Consider the following 18444-nt stretch of genomic DNA (forward strand, 5'->3'; position numbering starts at 1 on the left):
AATAACTAATATGAAGAAAATAAAAACAGCATTTGCTCTCCCGCTTTTTTGGCTACTCTTCAAAGTAAGCAAAGATATGCACAAGATTCAAGTTGATGGACAAGCTTGGTGTCAGTGGCAACATAAGAACTTCACATTATGGAACATGTGTAGTTTATTTATAGGTTTCAAGGAGTTTCGCAACCTATTCTATTACCGCATAGGATATCTCCACCATCTGATAGAGTGGATTTTTCCCCGCATGACAAATTTATATATTACCACTCCTCGCTCCGATGTGGATAGCGGACTTATCATACAGCATGGTTTTGCCACTATTATATCAGCTAAACAAATAGGAAAGAATTGCAAAATATATCAGCAAGTTACCATTGGGTATGACCATACTTTGCAGGCTCCTATAATAGGTGACAACGTAGAAATTTGTTGTGGAGCCAAAGTTATAGGTGGTGTCACTATTGGCAATAATGTCATCATCGGAGCCAATGCTGTTGTAATAAAAGACGTACCAAACAACTGTATAGTAGCGGGTGTACCTGCAAAAATTATAAAGAAAATATGATATATCTCATTTGCCAGGACTGGTCAAATACCAGCAATAATCATGCAGGTATAAAATACTTATGCAACCAAATTCAGGAGATGTATCCTGAAAGCTATAAAACCTTCGTTATTCCTGCCTTTTGGAATGACAGGTCAAAATCCCCCATTCGAATCATAGCAAGTTTACAATATCACTTTGCTCGATACAAGCACAGACTATACACGAAAAAGTTGTACAATCACATAATATCAAAGCTACGAAAAGGAGATAAAATAATTCTTATGGAATACATGGAGAAATTTTTTCCCATGCTCCATTTTGCACAAAAAGTGAAAAGATATAAATTCAACATACCTCTCTACGCAATGGTTCACCTTGTTCCAAGCCGGTTGGAAAAAGGATTCTCAGACAAGAAAACATTTGATGAATGGACAATCTGCATCGATAAATTTCTTACCCTTGGCCATTCATTAACCCAATTCCTTATTACCAAAGGGCTACCTGAAGATAAAGTTGTTACCACCTTTCATTATGTGGATGAATATTACCATAACAAAAGACCTGTACGTTTGCATAAGAATATCCGTGTAATAGCCATGGGTAATCAGATGAGAAACCTCAAACTACTAAAAACAATCGTTGATAATAACCCTAATGTCAATTTTACCATTTGCCAAGGGGTAAATGATTTGTCATCCTATTTCCTGAAAAATACAAATGTCGAACTCATCCCATTTGTTGAGGAATCCGAGTTACGACAGCACATGGCTAATGCCGATATATCGCTAAATGTCATGGAAGATACCGTAGGTAGTAATGTAATTGTCACATCATTAGCTATGGGATTAGCTATGATTTGTAGCAATGTTGGTTCCATCAAAGACTATTGTGATGATAGTAACACTATATTTTGTAATAACTCTAATGTAGAAGAGTTCTCTCAGGCTATAACCGCATTACAAACAGATAGAATACGATTGAATACAATGCAACAATCGGCAGCCAATATGGGATTACAATTTACTATTGAGAAGTTTGTGAGACAAATAAGCGCATTATAATGAATTTGGACCTTGACTTCATATTACTAAATTTACTGTTATTATATACATTCTGGAAAGCCGGTAGAAATATCTCGCAAAGCATGGATTACTGGCATAATGCCGGATTGTGCGTAATCCTATTCTCTATTGTACAAGGCTGCCGATTTGCCAGAGGAAATGATTACTTTGCGTACTCCAGAATTTTCCGTGAAGGTAGCCTGCATGTCGAAAATCCATTTTTCTCAGTCATTAATGAATTACTCAGAATAGTTGGTATTAATGAGTATAGTTGTTTTATGGTGTATGCGTTCACATTTGCATTGTGCGCCATGATTTTTATGAAAGACTATCGCACGTATGCCAGATATATGTTCCCACTATTCTTGATAGGCTTCATGAACTTCGAAGAAAGCATGATACGCCAGGCATTCAGCTACTCTTTTTTCTTCCTATATTTGAAATATCTCTTTAAGTTGAAATTTAACAAGCCAAAGGATATATTGCATAACCATAAAAAATTAATATACTGCATAATATTTGCCATACTAACATTAGCCATACACACTGGCAATATTATAAGCTTATTTGTAATCACCACCCTCTATATATTTTGGCGTAAACCTTTCCAGCCACAGTTTGCCATACCGATATATGTTGCGTGTGTCTACATATTACCACATATATTTAATTTCAATTGGCTGGAACCCATTTTAAGCTTTGCAGCAGACACAAACGAACGTGCAGCAGAATATGTGAAGAATGCTGACTATTGGTTTTCAGAAAAGGGTGAGAACGATCAGTATGATAAAAATTTTATCGTGGAAATTATTCAAGTGATAGGCTCTTCTGCATTGATGTATTTCGGATATAGACTAATCATAGAAAAGTTACCCAAACATTATGCTCTGATAACAATGCTTAATACCTTTATTATTGGTTTGTGTATAGAGTCTATATTCGTAAAACTAGAAATTTTGCATCGTATAGGACAAACTCTAGATATTGTAGGTTACTTTGCTTTAGCAATAGTAGTATCCTATAAAACAATTAAACTAAAACCTATCCAAAAAGTAGCCTATGTCTGTCTCCTTTGGTTTGTTTATTACTACGTAAAATACTTATTCTTCAGTGGGCGTACTATGTTCATCTGGGATACCCATTATCCTTTTTTCAAATTTATATAAGTCACTGAAAATACCACGTACCCCCAAAAATAACATAATCTATGATACCTAAAGTTTCAGTTATAGTACCAATATATAATGTAGAAAAATATCTAGACCAATGTGTACAGGCACTTCTTGCACAAACACTATCAGATATAGAAATTATTCTAATTGATGATGAGTCTCCTGACAATTGTCCAAAGATATGTGATGATTATGCCGCTCAATACCCTAACATAAAGGTTATTCATAAAAAAAATGCAGGGCTGGGTATGGCTTGTAACAGTGGCTTAGATGTAGCTACGGGAGAGTATGTGGCATTTTGCGACTCTGATGATTATGTAGATTCTGACATGTATATGACCATGTATAATGTAGCCCAAAAATATACCTGTGATGCTGTTTTTACAGGCTTAAAACGAATAACAATGGCTGGCATCCCTACAGGAACAGTGACTCATCAAAAAGAATTTAAACTATACAAAAGTAAAAATGAAATTCATACGCTTCTAAAAGATTTAATAGCTTCAGATCCTTATGCACGCGAGGAGCGCGCTATTCAAGTATCCGCTAAGGTAGTCCTCTACCGTCGTAATTTGATAGAAAAAAAACATCTACGATTCGTATCAGAACGTATATTACCTTCCGAAGACTTGATATTCAATGTAGATGTATTGGCTAATAGTAATATTGTATGTGTACTACCACAAACCTTCTATAACTATCGGACAAATCCGATCTCAATTTCGCACACAATAAAAAAAGATAAATTCAGCCTTTTTAAACAATTATATATAGAGATAACCGACCGTTGCCATCGATTAGGAGTGGAAGACAATGTACAACTACGGATACAAAGAATGTTCCTCGGTTACACACGCAACTATATATGCAACATACTCAATTCTAGCATAACAAACATTGAGAAGAAACAAATTACTTCTTCAATATGTAAAGACGGTATTTGGAAACCCATTTGGAAAACATATCCTCTGTCAGTAATGCCTTTACCACATAGAATATTTACATTCGCTATGCGTCATAATTTCTATTCATTACTGTTAGTATTAGCAAAAATCAAGAAATAATCATATGTACAAGGCTCCCCCAAGAGACATCAGCATTGACATTCTAAAATGTATCGCAGCTATTATGATAACCAACTCACATATGGATATTCTATATGGAGACTATTCCTATCTAGCCACTGGTGGGGCGATAGGTGATGCACTGTTCTTTTTTTGCTCTGGTTACACCTTATTTTTAGGTCGGGATATGGATTTCTTTAACTGGTATAAACGAAGAATAAACCGTATCTATCCGACAGTGTTTACATGGGCGCTAATTGCAGCGGTATTTTTCGATCAGCGTTATGATATGCCAGAAATACTAATCAAAGGCGGTGGTTGGTTTGTAAGCTGCATCATGATTTATTATGTAGTACTGTGGTTTATACGTAAATTTCTTAAGAAACATCTTAAATGGGTGTTTTTCATGGCAGCAACTATAACGCTTCTGTGGTACTTTGTACTAGGCTTTGGTGAAAAAAGCGGTAATAATATGTATGGATGGAATTACTTTAAATGGTGCTATTATTTCTTATTTATGCTTTTAGGATCTATGATGGGATTAAAAAGAAACCTGAATAAAAAAACATATCCGTTTTTCGAAGGATTATATGACAAACACATCCATATTATCCCAATCTTTCTAAAACTATTGATATGTATAGTTCTATTTTTTGGATTATGTTGGTTTAAGCGCCAAACAGGTATAGGATGGGAACTATTGCAAATATCATCACTAATTCCTCTATTGGGCACTACATATTATTTTTGGAGATTGTCCAACACAAAATTATTAACCCAAGCATATCATCATCATCTGACAGGTCCTATCATTCGTTTCATCAGTGGGCTCTGCTTGGAGATATATTTAGTACAATACAACTTGTTCACTGACAAACTTAATAATATTTTCCCATTAAATCTATTAGTAATATTTTCCACTATTCTTGTTACAGCTTACCTTCTCCGCTGTCTTTCCCGAATATGGAGTCAGACTTTTAAAGATGGGGATTATGACTGGCGGGATGTAACCAAACTTTACAGTTAACATAAGAATATTATGATACAATCAAAAAAAGACTTAAAATATTATTTATCCGAGGACCTGAAGCGTTTCAATAATCATAAGCCTAATATAAAAGACTGGTTATTACACAATGAAATATGGTATATCTTCCACTATATTCGTCATTTGCGTTATGTGGAATATTATAAAAACACCAACAAAAATAAAATTCTATTTTTCTACCATTTTTTCCGTTATAAACGACTAGGTTTCAAACTAAAAATAACTATTTATCCTAATACTATTGGAGCAGGTTTAAGGATCTATCATGTGGGAGATTTTATTCATATTGGGGCACAGTGTCATATAGGACATAATTGCACACTACTTCCTGGAGTAGTATTTGGTAACAAGTATGAGAAAGCAACTGACACACAAATAATTGCAGGCAACAATTGCTACTTTGGACTCGGAGCCAAAATTTTCGGTTCCATTATAATAGGAAACAACGTTACCATAGGAGCAAATGCAGTGGTCACAAAGGATATTCCAGATAACGCCATAGTTGGTGGGATACCAGCAAAAGTATTAAGATTCAAAGAAATAAATATACTATAAAACCATTATTATCTATGCCTAAAGTTTTAGTAGTGGCCACCTCTCGTAAAACCAAAGGAGGAATCACTTCTGTAGTAAAAGCACATGAAACAGGAGAACAATGGAAAAAGTTTCATTGTAAATGGATTGAAACACATCGGGATGGAAATAGCGTAAGAAAATTATGGTATTTAGCTACAGCCTTAATAGAATATATTTGTCTTCTACCTTTCTATGATATTGTACATATACATGTAGGATTAAGAACATCAGTCAATAGAAAACTTATATTTGCACGGATTGCTCTTCTGTTTAGAAAGAAAATTATTGTTCACTTTCATCCAGCAACGGAAAAGCATCTATTCGATCCTATGTTTAGTGGCAATATAAAGCATTTATTCGAACTATCTAATAAACTTCTTGTACTATCTCCCAAATGGATAGAATGGATAAACGAAGCATACCGAGGGAATAAATATAATATACAAGTGCTTTATAATCCATGCCCGAGTGTGAAACGAAGCATTCAAAGAGAGAATTATATTCTATATGCAGGGATTCTATCAGACAGAAAAGGCTACAACCGACTTATTGAAGCATTCAGTAAAATTGCTGCAAAATATCCAGATTGGAAAATAAAATTCGCAGGAAATGGAGAAATTGAAAAAGGTAAATCCTTGGCTGTTAAATTTGGTATAGAACAACAAACTGAATTCCTGGGTTGGATAGCCGGCAATACAAAAGAGAGTATATTTCAACATGCTTCCATTTATTGTTTGCCCAGTTGGGGAGAAGGATTTCCCATGGGAGTAATAGATGCAATTGCTTATGGAATTCCTGTCATTACAACTCCTGTAGGAGGATTAGAAAAAGTTTTTCACGACGGTATTGATGCTATGATTTATGAAACTTACGATTTAAAGATGTTGGCTGACAAATTAGAACAATTAATAAAATCGGAGACTTATAGGAATAGTATAGTAAACGAAGCAGATAAATTGGTATGTAACGACTTTAATATCATCACTATTTGCAATAAAATTGAAAAAATATATGAGAACATGTAGTCCTCGCCTAGCAAAAGAAAAATACTGCACCGGATGTATGGCTTGCAGTGATGCATGTACACATGATGCTATCAAGATTGTGGAAAAGAACTGTATGCCATTTGTGAAAGTAGATACCCATAAATGCATGAATTGTCATTTGTGTGAAAAAGCATGTCCGATAATAACTCCTGTAAAAAAGAACAGAGCTGAAGAAATGAATGTATATGGAGGTTGGGCCAATGATGAACAGACCCGCATTGATGCAGCCTCCGGAGGTGGTTTTTCTGGTTTAGCACAAAGCTTTTTCCACCTGCATAAAGAAGATAAAGTTGCCGTCATTGGAGCTACACTCGCAAACAATAGAGTATATCATCAATTAATAGAGCAGGAAAAGGATATTGTGTTATTAACTAATAGCAAATATATACAAAGCGATACTCAAGGAATATATAAAGAAGTTATAGAGAGACTAAAAACCGGATATTGGATATTATTTTCAGGGTGTCCATGTCAAATAGCAGGATTATATGGCTTTTTAGGTAAAAAGAGGGATAGTGAACGGCTTATAACAATTGAGGTTGTATGTCACGGTATTGCCAGTTATGAAGCTCTTGATCTTCATTTAAAATACTATAACTCCTCACGTATATATCGTTTTCGAGATAAACGACACGGCACACAAGATTGGGAACAGTCGCAATGTACTACTATTGAACAGAATGGAGAAGAAATAAAATTGAAACGGAAGGATGACATGTTTTACGCTATTTATGCAGGATGGATGCTCGACCGAAAGAGTTGTAGCAATTGCCAGTTTGCGGAAATAAATAGGGTAGCGGATATTACAATAGCAGATTTTTGGGGATTACAGGTACCAGACTATTATAAACAGGGTGTATCACTTATCATAGCCAACAATAACAAAGCAGATACCATGATAAAAGCAGCGGATGCGATTTATACTTTCAAAGAATCACTACGTACAGCAATTAATGGAAATCCGCATTTATTTACAGGGTACAAACTAATTCAATTCCATCCAATAGTGATGTGGCCTGACTTCTTCCGAAAGATTCTTCCTAAACGAATACGGTTCAAGATATTAACCAACAGAATGCCATACAAACTATTTTGGGCACTCTATAAATTGGGAACAATATATCTGGTTAAGTACCAAAAGAAACAATTAATCAGTAAATTTCAGAAAGATGATAACCTACTTAAATTGTTAAATAATGCAAATAGGGGGGGGGGTAAAATGGCCTAAGCCCAATTACAATAACAAAAAAATATACAAATGAAAATTGGAATAATCACTATTTGCAAAGTAAACAACTATGGAGCAGAGCTACAAGCTTTTGCAACGCAGAAGAAATTGGAACAAATGGGACATAATGCAGAGATAATAAATTACCTTTATTATAAAGACTGGCATTTTAAAGACACTCCCCTATCACAACCATTTGTACCTTTAGACATGAAAGGTAAACTAAGCTACTGGATAAAATACAGACTAATGAGTTGGGTAGTAAATAAGGTATTACCTATATTCAATGGGAACATGAGACGAAGGTTACACAACTATCAATCATTTATAGATAGTGAGCGCTTTTCAGCTCAATACAAATCAATGGATGAGTTGTACAAGACTTACCCTAAGTATGACATTTATATGGTAGGAAGCGATCAAGTATGGAATCCTTCAGCTTCTTCTTCTATTGAACCTTACTTTCTAACTTTTGCTCCGAAAAATGCTCCTAAAGTGACTTATGCTTCTTCATTTGGTGTAGCATCAATAGCACCTAATCTAAGCAAACGCTATGCAAAGCTGTTGAACAATCTAGACACAATTGCAGTAAGGGAACAGAGCGGAGTTGAACTCGTAAAACAACTGACTGGACGTGAGGCAAAATTAGTTGTTGATCCCACTCTACTATTGAGTAAAGCAGATTGGGAACCTTATATGAAACCTTTAGCAAAAATATCTACCCAGTACATATTGATTTACCAATTATTTCCATCACAAACAGTAATAGATGTAGCATTAAAAATAGGCAAAGAGAAAAATCTCCCAGTATATAATATTTGTAAACGGGCTTACGGAATGAAAAAAATTGTCGGAATCAACAATATCCTGGATGCCGGTCCTTCAGAATTCCTTTGGCTGATAGCTAACGCTACTTGTATGGTGACCAATTCTTTTCATGGTACTGCATTCTCTGTGAATTTTGCAACACCTTTTTGTTGCGTACTAAACCGTAAAAGGAAAAACAATGGACGGATGATTTCATTTCTGGACAAAGTAGATATGAGTAATCGCATACTATACGAAGATTCCATAGCAGAATTAAATGTAATGACTGCATGTAGTGAAGTGACCAACAATCACTTGAGATTATTGGTCAACAACTCAATAGATTACCTCAAAAGTATAATAGAGAATAAAGAACAAAAATGCTAAGTATCCTTATCAACGCTTACGCCTGTTCTCCCAACATGGGCAGTGAACCGGGTATGGCCTGGAACTGGTGCATAAACCTAGCCAGGCATTGTGAACTATACATTATCACTGAAGGTGAATTCAGAGACAAAATAGAGGCAGTGCTCCCTACCCTGCCTCAAGGGAAACACATGCACTTTTACTATAATCCGGTTTCGGAAGAAATACGGAAGATGTGTTGGAATCAAGGAGATTGGCGTTTCTATAAACACTATAAGAAATGGCAATGGAAGACTTACGAGATGGCACAGGAAATAATAGTCAAACAACATATAGATATTGTACACCAATTAAATATGATTGGCTTTAGAGAACCCGGATACCTTTGGAAACTAGATAAGCCATTTGTTTGGGGACCGGTAGATGCTAAAGAAAAATTTCCGACAGCATATCTAAGAGATGCAGGGATAAAAGCAAACTTATTCATCAGATTAAAAAATCACATAACCGGTTTACAGTTACGATATTCACTACGAGTAAAAAAAGCTGTAAAAAAAGCCTCTGTAGTAACATCCGCATCTTCTGAATCTCAGAAGAGTTTCAAGAAATATTTTCATATTGACGCTCCCTTATTAAATGAAACAGGGTGTTATCCTAAAACAACAATAATAAACAGTACAAAAGAAAAAGGTGATTTAAATTTGCTTTGGGTAGGTAAATTAGATTTCAGAAAACAATTGCCTTTAGCGATAAAGGCCATAGCACGACTGGCTAATCCACATATAAAACTCCATATCGTAGGTGGTAACAATAACTCCTATCAAAAGTTAGCGATGGAATTGAACATATCACATCAATGTATCTGGCATGGGGTTATCTCACATAATGAAGTTCAGGAACTCATGCAGAAAGCAGATATTTTCTTTTTTACCAGCATAGCTGAAGGAACTCCACATGTTGTTTTAGAAGCCATCAACAATAACCTTCCTGTTATCTGTTTCGACATATGTGGACATGGTGACTCAATTAATGAACAAGTAGGGATAAAAATTCCCCTATCTACTCCGCAACAATCCATCAACGATTTTGCGGAGAAGATAACATATCTGTTTAACCATAGAGACGTACTTAAGCAAATGTCTGAAAATTGCAGAGTCCGTCAAGAGGAACTATCGTGGGACAATAAAGCCAAACAGATGGTCAGTCTATATAAAAAAGTATTGTCACAAGAATGAGTAAAAGATACAAGCTATAAAAATAATATGTATGATATCTTTTTTAATAAATACTTTCCTCTTTATCGGAAAAAGCATACCTTTGCAAAGAAATTCTTACCCCATAATTCCAAAGCCTGCTCTTCGTGACAGGTAGCAGCGTAGCGTACTTATAACTACCCATTCCATCTCAGAAACATGTTGAAGCTCAAAACAGTTTCACTCCTGAAGCACAGGAGCGACTTATCTATATTGCCCGAAGGTAAATTATTGATAAACACAATTAACGCCCATTCATATAATACAGCCTTGAAAGATGCCGGGTTTGCAGAAGCCTTACTCAAAGGCGGAGCACTGATTCCTGACGGAGCAAGCATGGTATTGGCGTTTAGATGGCTCCGAAAAGAGAGCATAGAACGTACTGCCGGATGGGATCTCTTTGAATATGAAATGGAACGGCTGAACCGGAAAGGAGGTATTTGCTACTTTCTGGGAAGCAGCAAAAATACACTTAAATTGATCAAAGAAAAAGCTAAAACCGTATATCCGAATATTCGAATAGAGACTTACTCCCCACCCTACAAACCGGAATTTACAGAAGAAGAAAATCAAATGATGATAGATGCCATAAATGCGGTAAAGCCGGACTTATTGTGGATAGGCATGACGGCTCCCAAACAAGAGAAATGGGCGTATACGCATCTGGATGCACTGGAGGTGAACGGACATATAGGAACTATCGGAGCGGTATTCGACTTCTTTGCGGGTACGGTGGAACGTGCTCCGGTCCGGTGGCAAGAGCATGGACTGGAATGGCTGTATCGCTTGATCAAAGAGCCTAGGCGCATGTGGCGCCGGTATATCATCGGGAATGCCTTGTTCCTGTGGAACATCACCAAAGAAAAATTCTCTATATAACATCAATCAATGAGGCTAAAAAAAGCAGTATTAACGGTCTGTGTAATGATGATAACATCAGGAATCAAGGCACAGTATACCATGGGGACAACAGGAATGATGAACATTCCGACCGCCGAGATGCAACAGACAGGTACCTTCATGATCGGCGGTAACTATTTGCCTGAAGAACTGAATCCTTTTAAATACAACTCCGGAAACTATTTCGTGAACATCACCTTCTTTTCATTCCTGGAATTGAATTACCGTTGCATCTTGCTGAAAAGTGACTACATGGCTAAAAAGCCTAAATTCAATCAGCAAGACAGATCGTTATCTGTAAGGCTCCGCCCGCTGAAGGAGGGTAAATACTGGCCGGCAATTGTCATTGGCAGTAACGATCCGTTCAAAGATAAAGGATACAATTATTTCGCATCCGTATATGGAGTGGCCACAAAAAGTTTCATGATAGGCGAACACCGGCTGGCAGCAACCGCAGGATATTACTATCCATTAAGTAAAGACAAGTATACCTTGCAGGACGGCATATTCGGCGGCCTCAGCTATACTCCCTCTTTTTGCAAGCCACTGTCCATCATGGCCGAATATGACTCCGACGGATTCAACGTAGGAGCAGCAGCCAAATTGTGGAAACATCTCTCACTGAATGTATTTACCCGGGAGTTTAAATGTATTTCCGGAGGGATACGATATGAATGTGTCTTAATCCATTAAGCTGTATGAAGAAACAATTGACAATAATAATCGGCCTGCTCCTCTCCTCCTCTATCACTGTCCATGCACAGGTCGCCCAAAAGCTCAGGGAGCTGGGTATGGAAAATATCCGGACCATTGAAACGGGAGGAACGACTGTTGCCGCCTTTGAGGACAATGTATACAGAGGAACCTACCGCGGAGTGGGAAAAGCAATCATCGCAGGAATGGAAGGGATGGGCAACGGCAACCTGGAACTGGTGGCACTGGACGGAAACGGTATTCCGCAACTCAGCATCAGCCTGCCGGATACGTTGATAGCGGGCTATAAATCCGGTGGGATTTCATTGAAAGAGGTGTACGAACGGATGGAGATGAGTTATGATACCGACCGCCCTATGGGACTATTGAAAGGAAGCGCAGGGGTGATCAACCGCTCGGCATGGAAAGCGGACATCGTCCTGTATCCGGAAGTGTCACTGGAAAACTCCACTTTCGATAAACTGTATTCATACAGAGTCAATCTGTCGCCGGCTGTAGAAATGGACTTGTGGAAAGGAGCGAAAGCAACGGCACAGGTGGTCTTCCCCATCGCAACCAATATGAAGGGTGAATACAAAAAGATACGTCCGGGGGTAATGACGATTTCACAGGAAATAAGGTTCCGGAATAATTTTCTGGCCCGCATCGTGGCAGGCAACTTCACCGATCATCGGATCGGAGCACAGGCTGAAGTGAAATATCGTACCGGCAACGGACGGGTGGAGCTGGGAGCGCAGATAGGCACAACCGGATACTCGGCCATCACGGACGATGGATGGTATATCGGTACCCGTCAACGAATCAATGCAGCCGTGAAAGGTTCGCTCTATGTACCGCAATTCAATACTCAACTCGACCTACAGGCCGGAAGATATTTGTATGGAGACTATGGGCTGAGAGGAGACTGCACACGCCACTTCGGAGAGTATGCCGTAGGAGTGTATGCCATGTATGTGGAAGGAGAAGTTAACGGAGGATTTCATTTTGCCATCCCCCTGCCCGGAAAGAAATGGAACCGGAATCATGCTGTCAGGATGAAGCCGGCTGAGTTTTTTGCCGCCGAATATAGCATGGTGTCGTGGGGCGAGTATGCCGATAGGAAAATGGGATATACCTATCAGACACGACCGGCAGAAAACCAGAGCAGCGGATTCTTTCAGCCGGAATATATACGGCATTTCCTGATAAAAAGTATCGAAAAAGAGAGAAACAAAAAACAGTTTTAATATTTTCTTAATGACAAAAATGATTATGAAAAAGAGTGACTTATTTAAGATAGGTGTGTTGCTGATGGCAACGACCTTGGGAACAACCGGATGCTCTTTCGGAGAAGACGAGAAGAAACCGGAAATTGTAGTGGATCCTGCCGAAAAAACAATAGAATACTACATTGCAGGTAAAGTAACGGAAGGAACGACCGCGCTGTCCGGTGTAGAAGTGAAAGCCGGTGAAGTAACGGCTACGACGGATGCGGAAGGGGCTTATAAACTGACAGTGGACAGCAAGAAGGTGTACACCGTGACATTCAGCAAAGAAGGGTATATGAGCATAGACAATGCAACGGCAACCATCGCAGACAATGCGGCAAACCGCAGTATGGTGAGTCTGAGTGTGAAATTAAGCAAGAAAGCTCCGGAAAAAGAAGTGAAGGCCGATGCGGAAGAAGAAGTGGTGGTAACCGATAAAGGAGACAGCAATATCTCTCAGGCAGAAGCAGCTGTAATTATTCCTCCCAAAGCCATAGAAACAACTACAACCGTAAGCGTGACTCCGTATGAAGAACCGGCTGCCGTGACAACAACCGTGACACCGGGAAATAATGTGGAGACTCCGGTAGCGATCGCAAACATCGAAGTGGAAACAGCCAAAGAGGTCACTCTGGCCAAACCGGTAACACTGGCAATCATAAACAAAGCTTCGGAACATACAACGTTCGAAAATGTGGAAGTGTACAATCAGAAAACAACCACAAGGGCCGGAGAAAACTGGAACAAAGTGGCAGATGCCATTTATGACTCGGAAACGAACAGCTATAAGTTCACATTGCCCGCAGGTGCATCACTGTCCGGAAAATATTCGATGCGTGTCAAGAGTAGCAAGACCACAGGAAAAGAACTGGTAGGCGAGACAAACAAGGAAGAGAAAAAAAGCAATGAAGGCAATATGACTGCCATTCCGGAATACAAAATCAACTTTGAGGCTACGGCCGGATGGGAATATACTGTCAGTCCGGAAAAGGCGCTGATGAATGCAGGCGTAGACGCTGCGGATGCCCAAGGCATGGCCACGACGATCAACAGTGCCATTGAAGCGCAGGAAGGAACGACGGGAACTTATAAAGTGGCTCACGAACTGATAGCGGGTATCAGCGGTAACCATATCCTTTATTACCTGAATCAGGCTAAATATTGCGAAAAGACATATACATTCAAAATCAGTGGCGGAAGAACAGTGACCATCACCCTGAAATTCTATACAGGAATGCAGATTACTTACACCAACGTGGAAGCAAGCCAGCACTCGGGAGGTAAGATTTAAAAGTTGTCCGATAAACACTAACTAAAAAACAAATAAATCATGAAGCTGAATAATATAAAAACAGGATTGCTGTTGGCCGGATTGCTGCTGCTATTCGGAAATGTAAAGGCACAGGATAATCCATTCAAACCGGAATGGTTTGTATCGGGAGGTATTAACGGGGTCACAGCTTTAAATGGTTCGGCAAACAACATATTGGGAGGGAAAGTCTCCGGCGGCGTGTGGTTAAACAAGATCATCGGTCTGCGCGTCGATGCAGAAGCCGGCAACGTATGGCTGAAAGGCGGATACAATGCCGTGACAGTCGGTGCCGGAGCGGATATCCTGGTGAACCTGATGAAGAATTATACCGACGAAAACAGAAAATTCCGGTTGAACGCCATTTTCGGATTAGGGTACAACTACTATTCGTTTGGTGATGATTATCCCAGACTGTCAAAGACGAATACCATGAGCGGTAACTTCTCTCTGCAAGCTGCTTTCAGGCTGAATTCGCATCTGAGCATCTTTGCTGAACCGGGAATCAAAATCAGTACCAAGTTCTATGACATCGAAAACAAAGATGATGTGTTTGCCGGCGGAATGATGACCGTAGGTGTGATATACAAATTCTAATAGCATAAAATTGACCACAGATTAGCACAGATCATTCCACGAGATTAATCCGTGAAACGATCTGTGTAAACTCCGTGGGGAAATCAAAAAAAACGGATTGACTACAATGAAATTAAGTAAATTCTTATCGAGCAGAACAGGAAAACGTTTCTATAACCTCTGTTATTGCTGGGGAGCCTGTCTGGTTATTTTGGGAGCCGTATTCAAAATCGCTCACATGCCTTATGATAATCTGTTTTTAATGATCGGATTATTTACGGAGGTATTCATCTTCTTCATCTCCGGATTTGACGAACCGGCTAGAGAGTACAAATGGGAAAGGGTGTTTCCGCTATTGAATGATAAAAACGCAAACATAAATCCCCATACAGGAGTATCGGATACACTGATGACAGAAAAGTACATACAGCAGCTGAAAAGACTGGAAAACAACGTGTGTAAACTCAATGAAACGTACGAAGCGCAAATAAAGGGAATGACGGAACATGCTAAGTCGTTGAACGAGATGAATTCGGAGGAACTGAAAAAGGAGACAGAAAAAATGGCAGCATACATAGAATTACTGAACAAGCAATATAGTCAGATGCTGAATGCCATGAATGTAAAAACCGGGAAATAAGACGAAGAGACATGGCTAAATATACATTGCCGCCAAGGCAAAAGATGATTAACCTGCTGTACGTGGTATTGATTGCTATGCTGGCCATCAATATATCGTCGGATGTCTTAGAGGGGTATGGACGAATGAACAACGACTACCTTCCACAAATAAAAAAGCTGGAAGAATATAACCGGACTTTACTGGAAAGAATTAACAGCCGAAATGATAAAGCGGCTTTATCTGCACAGAACATAGATGCGGCGGCAGGAAAACTAATGGATACACTGGAGGAACTGAAAGAAGATATCGCCCGGAAAGCGGACAAAGAGAAATATGAAGCCGGCAAGCTAAAAGCAAAAGATGACTTGAACGCTGTGCCGGAGGTATTTCTGTCGGTCACCGGGGGGAAAGGGAAAGCACTCAGGCTCTCACTGGATACATTCAAAGAAGACGCTTTATCGCTGATCAAGAATGATGCACACAGACAACTGGTAGGCACTTACCTCAATACGGAAAGTCCGGGTACCGGAATATCCTGGGAAAAGGAAACCTTCTCTTATCTTCCTGCCATCGGTGGAGTGACATTTATCAATAAAATGCAGGAAGAGGTGTTGATGTGCGTGAATGAAGTATATCGGTCACTGCTGTACGAAGAGGCAGAAGATGGAAAAGGCGGAGCTTTTGTATTCATCAATGAAGACCAGATGATAGTAAATAAAGATGGAACGGTGGACCTGCCTGTAGTACAGATCACACCCGCCTTAACAAGTATCTTGTATACCGACTATGAAAACCCGCTAAATATACTGACTGCGGGAATACCGTTCAACGAGGTGACATTCCGGATGACGAACGGAAAGATACTCAAAAGAGGAAACCATTGCATAGCCGTTCCCGACGAAAAAGCACAGACAGCGACAGTTACCGCCACACAGATAAAAAACGGGGTGGCAAGGCAACTGGCCGAATACCGGTATACCGTAAAGGCACTGCCCGATCCGACACCTTATATACTCTGCACGGATGAAAACGGGAGAACGGTGCAATACCGGGGAAATGTGCCCATTAACAAACGGCTGGTATCCAACATGACACAGCTGGGAGCTTCAATCAGCGATGGTCCGAAAGCCAACTACGAGATCAGCAGCTTTGAAATGGTATTGATCAAAGGAAGCAGTAAAGCGGTAACTTCAATACCCAACACCGGGAACAAATTCTCGGCCAGGCAAATGGAACTGATCAGACAATTGGAGAAAGGAGATAAATTCTATATCACTTCGATTGTTGTGACCGGTCCGGGAAACAAAAAGAAACAGATTGCATCAATCAATGTCGTATTAATATAACACAACCATGACAAATATATTGGGATTGAAACAAAACAGATGGATCGTTGGGGCAGTACTGCTGCTGACAACCTGTAACTTACAGGCACAGGAACAGCCAAACGCCAGGGAAAAGTTTGAAAGAGGAAATTGGTTTGTATCCGGTGCCCTGAATGGAGAATGGCTGACCAAGACAATCGGTAACGTATATGCAGGCGGCAAAATCTCCGGAGGTGTATATCTGACGCCTCTTTCGGGATTCAGAGCCACTGCAGAGATCGGTAAGAACCGGATAGGGAATGACACAGAAGCCACGCAACTCAGCGCAAACCTGGATTATATGTTGACTCTGATAGGAAACAATGGATTCAAAAGATTTAATCTGGCGGCTATTCTGGGTGCCGGTTTCAACTATTATGACTTTGGGGACAATGATCCGAAATATACAAGGGTCAACACTATTTCGGGTAACTTCTCGATTCAGGCTTCGTACAATGTAAACAGAAAATTCAGCATATTTATAGAACCGGGATTAAAGGTTTTACCCAAATACTACAGCAAAGAACTGAACAACAAAATTTATATGCAAAGCAACCTCACAATAGGACTTGCATATACTTTCAGAGATAAATATCGGAAGAGCGTGGACAACAGCATCCATCCCCTCTATCTACCGGAAGTGGATCTGCTGGAGATAAAGGAGAAAATAGGGATGCTCTGTGAAGAGGTAATGCAAATGAAGCAGGAATTAAAGGAACGCCGGAAAATAACAGACGGGCAAAACCTGATGATTGTTCCGCAAAAGGATGCACTCTCCATCGATATTATGTTCGACGAATTCAGCTCGTTCGTTAGCGAAGAGCAGGGACAGAAAATAGACGGAATTGGCGAATGGATGAAGAATAATAACGCAAGTATCCGGATCATTGCTTTCAGTGATAACCTGACCGACAAAAAAGCGGATCAGGAGCTGCGTAAACGTCGTTCGGAAGCCATCCGGAAGATATTGATAGAGAAATATCACATCTCTCCCGAACGCATTTCGGAATCGACACCGGAAGCGATGGGATATGAAAACAAAACGGGATGTAATGCAATGATTGTATACATTCCTGAAAACAAATAATAATCACAATTCACACACACTAATCACATGACGATTGCTGTTGATTTTGATGGTACCATCGTAGAACACCGCTATCCGAAGATCGGAGAAGAAATTCCATTCGCAACAGAAACCCTGAAAATATTGGCTCAGGAGCGACATAAGCTTATCTTATGGACCGTACGCGAAGGAGAATTGCTTGAAGAAGCGATTGAATGGTGCCGCCAACGGGGAGTCTTTTTCTATTCTGTCAACAAGGACTATCCGGAAGAAGAAAAGAGTCATAACGGATTCTCCCGTAAACTGAAAGCAGACCTGTTTATTGATGACCGGAACCTGGGAGGTTTGCCTGACTGGGGAACCATCTACCAGATGATCCATGAACAAAAGCCATACGAACCTGTTCTATGTGACAGGCAGAAACCGACCGGCGATTTAAGCTGGATAGAGAAACTGCTCGGCAAACGTAACAAATAAAGAA

At 39.5% G+C, this 18444-nt stretch carries 19 protein-coding genes; all 19 read left to right on the forward strand.

All coding sequences use genetic code 11. The features are described from left to right. The first annotated feature begins 10 nt into the window (after positions 1-10). The 19 genes from BSHG_RS04640 (at position 11) to BSHG_RS04550 (ending at position 18440) form a co-directional block, all read left to right on the forward strand. Complete coding sequence (locus BSHG_RS04640) at positions 11-562, forward strand: serine acetyltransferase (protein ID WP_005815310.1); 552 nt, start codon at positions 11-13, stop codon at positions 560-562. A 263-nt stretch (positions 563-825) separates the two neighbouring features. Continuing rightward, a complete protein-coding gene (locus tag BSHG_RS04635) occupies positions 826-1605 on the forward strand; it encodes a glycosyltransferase (RefSeq protein WP_225550796.1) in 780 nt (259 codons plus the stop codon). Positions 1606-1688: 83 nt separating this feature from the next. Then, entirely contained in the window at positions 1689-2771 is a 1083-nt protein-coding gene (locus tag BSHG_RS04630; protein ID WP_008769765.1) for an EpsG family protein, read from the forward strand. 41 nt (positions 2772-2812) lie between these two features. After that, positions 2813-3841 carry a glycosyltransferase gene (locus tag BSHG_RS04625; RefSeq protein WP_008660793.1) on the forward strand — a complete coding sequence of 343 codons (1029 nt, stop codon included), beginning with the start codon at positions 2813-2815 and terminating at the stop codon, positions 3839-3841. Between the two features lie 4 nt (positions 3842-3845). Next, positions 3846-4868, forward strand: a complete 1023-nt coding sequence (locus tag BSHG_RS04620; protein WP_008660795.1) for an acyltransferase family protein — start codon at positions 3846-3848, stop codon at positions 4866-4868. A gap of 12 nt (positions 4869-4880) precedes the next feature. Then, on the forward strand, positions 4881-5444 hold the full coding sequence (locus BSHG_RS04615) for a serine acetyltransferase (protein WP_005815296.1): 564 nt from the start codon (positions 4881-4883) through the stop codon (positions 5442-5444). Positions 5445-5458: 14 nt separating this feature from the next. Further along, on the forward strand, positions 5459-6490 hold the full coding sequence (locus tag BSHG_RS04610; RefSeq protein WP_008660796.1) for a glycosyltransferase family 4 protein: 1032 nt from the start codon (positions 5459-5461) through the stop codon (positions 6488-6490). After that, positions 6477-7739, forward strand: a complete 1263-nt coding sequence (locus tag BSHG_RS04605) for a Coenzyme F420 hydrogenase/dehydrogenase, beta subunit C-terminal domain (RefSeq protein WP_008660797.1) — start codon at positions 6477-6479, stop codon at positions 7737-7739. Before BSHG_RS04610 ends, BSHG_RS04605 begins: the two co-directional genes overlap by 14 nt. Before the next feature lie 30 nt (positions 7740-7769). After that, entirely contained in the window at positions 7770-8933 is a 1164-nt protein-coding gene (locus tag BSHG_RS04600) for a polysaccharide pyruvyl transferase family protein (protein WP_008660799.1), read from the forward strand. Continuing rightward, a complete protein-coding gene (locus BSHG_RS04595; protein ID WP_008660801.1) occupies positions 8927-10147 on the forward strand; it encodes a glycosyltransferase family 4 protein in 1221 nt (406 codons plus the stop codon). Before BSHG_RS04600 ends, BSHG_RS04595 begins: the two co-directional genes overlap by 7 nt. 177 nt (positions 10148-10324) lie before the next feature. Then, entirely contained in the window at positions 10325-11044 is a 720-nt protein-coding gene (locus BSHG_RS04590) for a WecB/TagA/CpsF family glycosyltransferase (protein WP_008660803.1), read from the forward strand. A 45-nt stretch (positions 11045-11089) separates the two neighbouring features. Next, positions 11090-11758 (forward strand): YjbH domain-containing protein, encoded by a 669-nt coding sequence (locus BSHG_RS04585; RefSeq protein ID WP_005788653.1) that lies wholly within the window; start codon positions 11090-11092, stop codon positions 11756-11758. 5 nt (positions 11759-11763) lie between these two features. After that, entirely contained in the window at positions 11764-13005 is a 1242-nt protein-coding gene (locus BSHG_RS04580; RefSeq protein WP_008660804.1) for a hypothetical protein, read from the forward strand. Positions 13006-13030: 25 nt separating this feature from the next. Beyond that, positions 13031-14317, forward strand: a complete 1287-nt coding sequence (locus tag BSHG_RS04575; protein WP_008660805.1) for a carboxypeptidase regulatory-like domain-containing protein — start codon at positions 13031-13033, stop codon at positions 14315-14317. Positions 14318-14356: 39 nt separating this feature from the next. After that, positions 14357-14932 carry a hypothetical protein gene (locus BSHG_RS04570; protein ID WP_005803172.1) on the forward strand — a complete coding sequence of 192 codons (576 nt, stop codon included), beginning with the start codon at positions 14357-14359 and terminating at the stop codon, positions 14930-14932. Between the two features lie 106 nt (positions 14933-15038). Next, complete coding sequence (gene gldL, locus BSHG_RS04565) at positions 15039-15551, forward strand: gliding motility protein GldL (RefSeq protein WP_005788660.1); 513 nt, start codon at positions 15039-15041, stop codon at positions 15549-15551. A gap of 11 nt (positions 15552-15562) precedes the next feature. Beyond that, positions 15563-16879 (forward strand): GldM family protein, encoded by a 1317-nt coding sequence (locus BSHG_RS04560; RefSeq protein WP_008660807.1) that lies wholly within the window; start codon positions 15563-15565, stop codon positions 16877-16879. Positions 16880-16886: 7 nt separating this feature from the next. Further along, entirely contained in the window at positions 16887-17984 is a 1098-nt protein-coding gene (locus tag BSHG_RS04555; RefSeq protein WP_008660808.1) for an OmpA family protein, read from the forward strand. A gap of 27 nt (positions 17985-18011) precedes the next feature. Next, positions 18012-18440 (forward strand): BT0820 family HAD-type phosphatase, encoded by a 429-nt coding sequence (locus BSHG_RS04550; protein WP_005788667.1) that lies wholly within the window; start codon positions 18012-18014, stop codon positions 18438-18440. Positions 18441-18444 lie beyond the last annotated feature (4 nt).

This window comes from Bacteroides sp. 3_2_5, from assembly GCF_000159855.2.
GTDB lineage: Bacteria > Bacteroidota > Bacteroidia > Bacteroidales > Bacteroidaceae > Bacteroides > Bacteroides fragilis.

Bases quoted from the DNA above. Each gene is read 5' to 3' on its own strand.
- BSHG_RS04640 (WP_005815310.1), top strand. From the start codon at position 11: ATGAAGAAAATAAAAACAGCATTTGCTCTCCCGCTTTTTTGGCTACTC.
- BSHG_RS04635 (WP_225550796.1), top strand. From the start codon at position 826: ATGGAATACATGGAGAAATTTTTTCCCATGCTCCATTTTGCACAAAAA.
- BSHG_RS04630 (WP_008769765.1), top strand. From the start codon at position 1,689: ATGGATTACTGGCATAATGCCGGATTGTGCGTAATCCTATTCTCTATT.
- BSHG_RS04625 (WP_008660793.1), top strand. From the start codon at position 2,813: ATGATACCTAAAGTTTCAGTTATAGTACCAATATATAATGTAGAAAAA.
- BSHG_RS04620 (WP_008660795.1), top strand. From the start codon at position 3,846: ATGTACAAGGCTCCCCCAAGAGACATCAGCATTGACATTCTAAAATGT.
- BSHG_RS04615 (WP_005815296.1), top strand. From the start codon at position 4,881: ATGATACAATCAAAAAAAGACTTAAAATATTATTTATCCGAGGACCTG.
- BSHG_RS04610 (WP_008660796.1), top strand. From the start codon at position 5,459: ATGCCTAAAGTTTTAGTAGTGGCCACCTCTCGTAAAACCAAAGGAGGA.
- BSHG_RS04605 (WP_008660797.1), top strand. From the start codon at position 6,477: ATGAGAACATGTAGTCCTCGCCTAGCAAAAGAAAAATACTGCACCGGA.
- BSHG_RS04600 (WP_008660799.1), top strand. From the start codon at position 7,770: ATGAAAATTGGAATAATCACTATTTGCAAAGTAAACAACTATGGAGCA.
- BSHG_RS04595 (WP_008660801.1), top strand. From the start codon at position 8,927: ATGCTAAGTATCCTTATCAACGCTTACGCCTGTTCTCCCAACATGGGC.
- BSHG_RS04590 (WP_008660803.1), top strand. From the start codon at position 10,325: ATGTTGAAGCTCAAAACAGTTTCACTCCTGAAGCACAGGAGCGACTTA.
- BSHG_RS04585 (WP_005788653.1), top strand. From the start codon at position 11,090: ATGATGATAACATCAGGAATCAAGGCACAGTATACCATGGGGACAACA.
- BSHG_RS04580 (WP_008660804.1), top strand. From the start codon at position 11,764: ATGAAGAAACAATTGACAATAATAATCGGCCTGCTCCTCTCCTCCTCT.
- BSHG_RS04575 (WP_008660805.1), top strand. From the start codon at position 13,031: ATGAAAAAGAGTGACTTATTTAAGATAGGTGTGTTGCTGATGGCAACG.
- BSHG_RS04570 (WP_005803172.1), top strand. From the start codon at position 14,357: ATGAAGCTGAATAATATAAAAACAGGATTGCTGTTGGCCGGATTGCTG.
- gldL (WP_005788660.1), top strand. From the start codon at position 15,039: ATGAAATTAAGTAAATTCTTATCGAGCAGAACAGGAAAACGTTTCTAT.
- BSHG_RS04560 (WP_008660807.1), top strand. From the start codon at position 15,563: ATGGCTAAATATACATTGCCGCCAAGGCAAAAGATGATTAACCTGCTG.
- BSHG_RS04555 (WP_008660808.1), top strand. From the start codon at position 16,887: ATGACAAATATATTGGGATTGAAACAAAACAGATGGATCGTTGGGGCA.
- BSHG_RS04550 (WP_005788667.1), top strand. From the start codon at position 18,012: ATGACGATTGCTGTTGATTTTGATGGTACCATCGTAGAACACCGCTAT.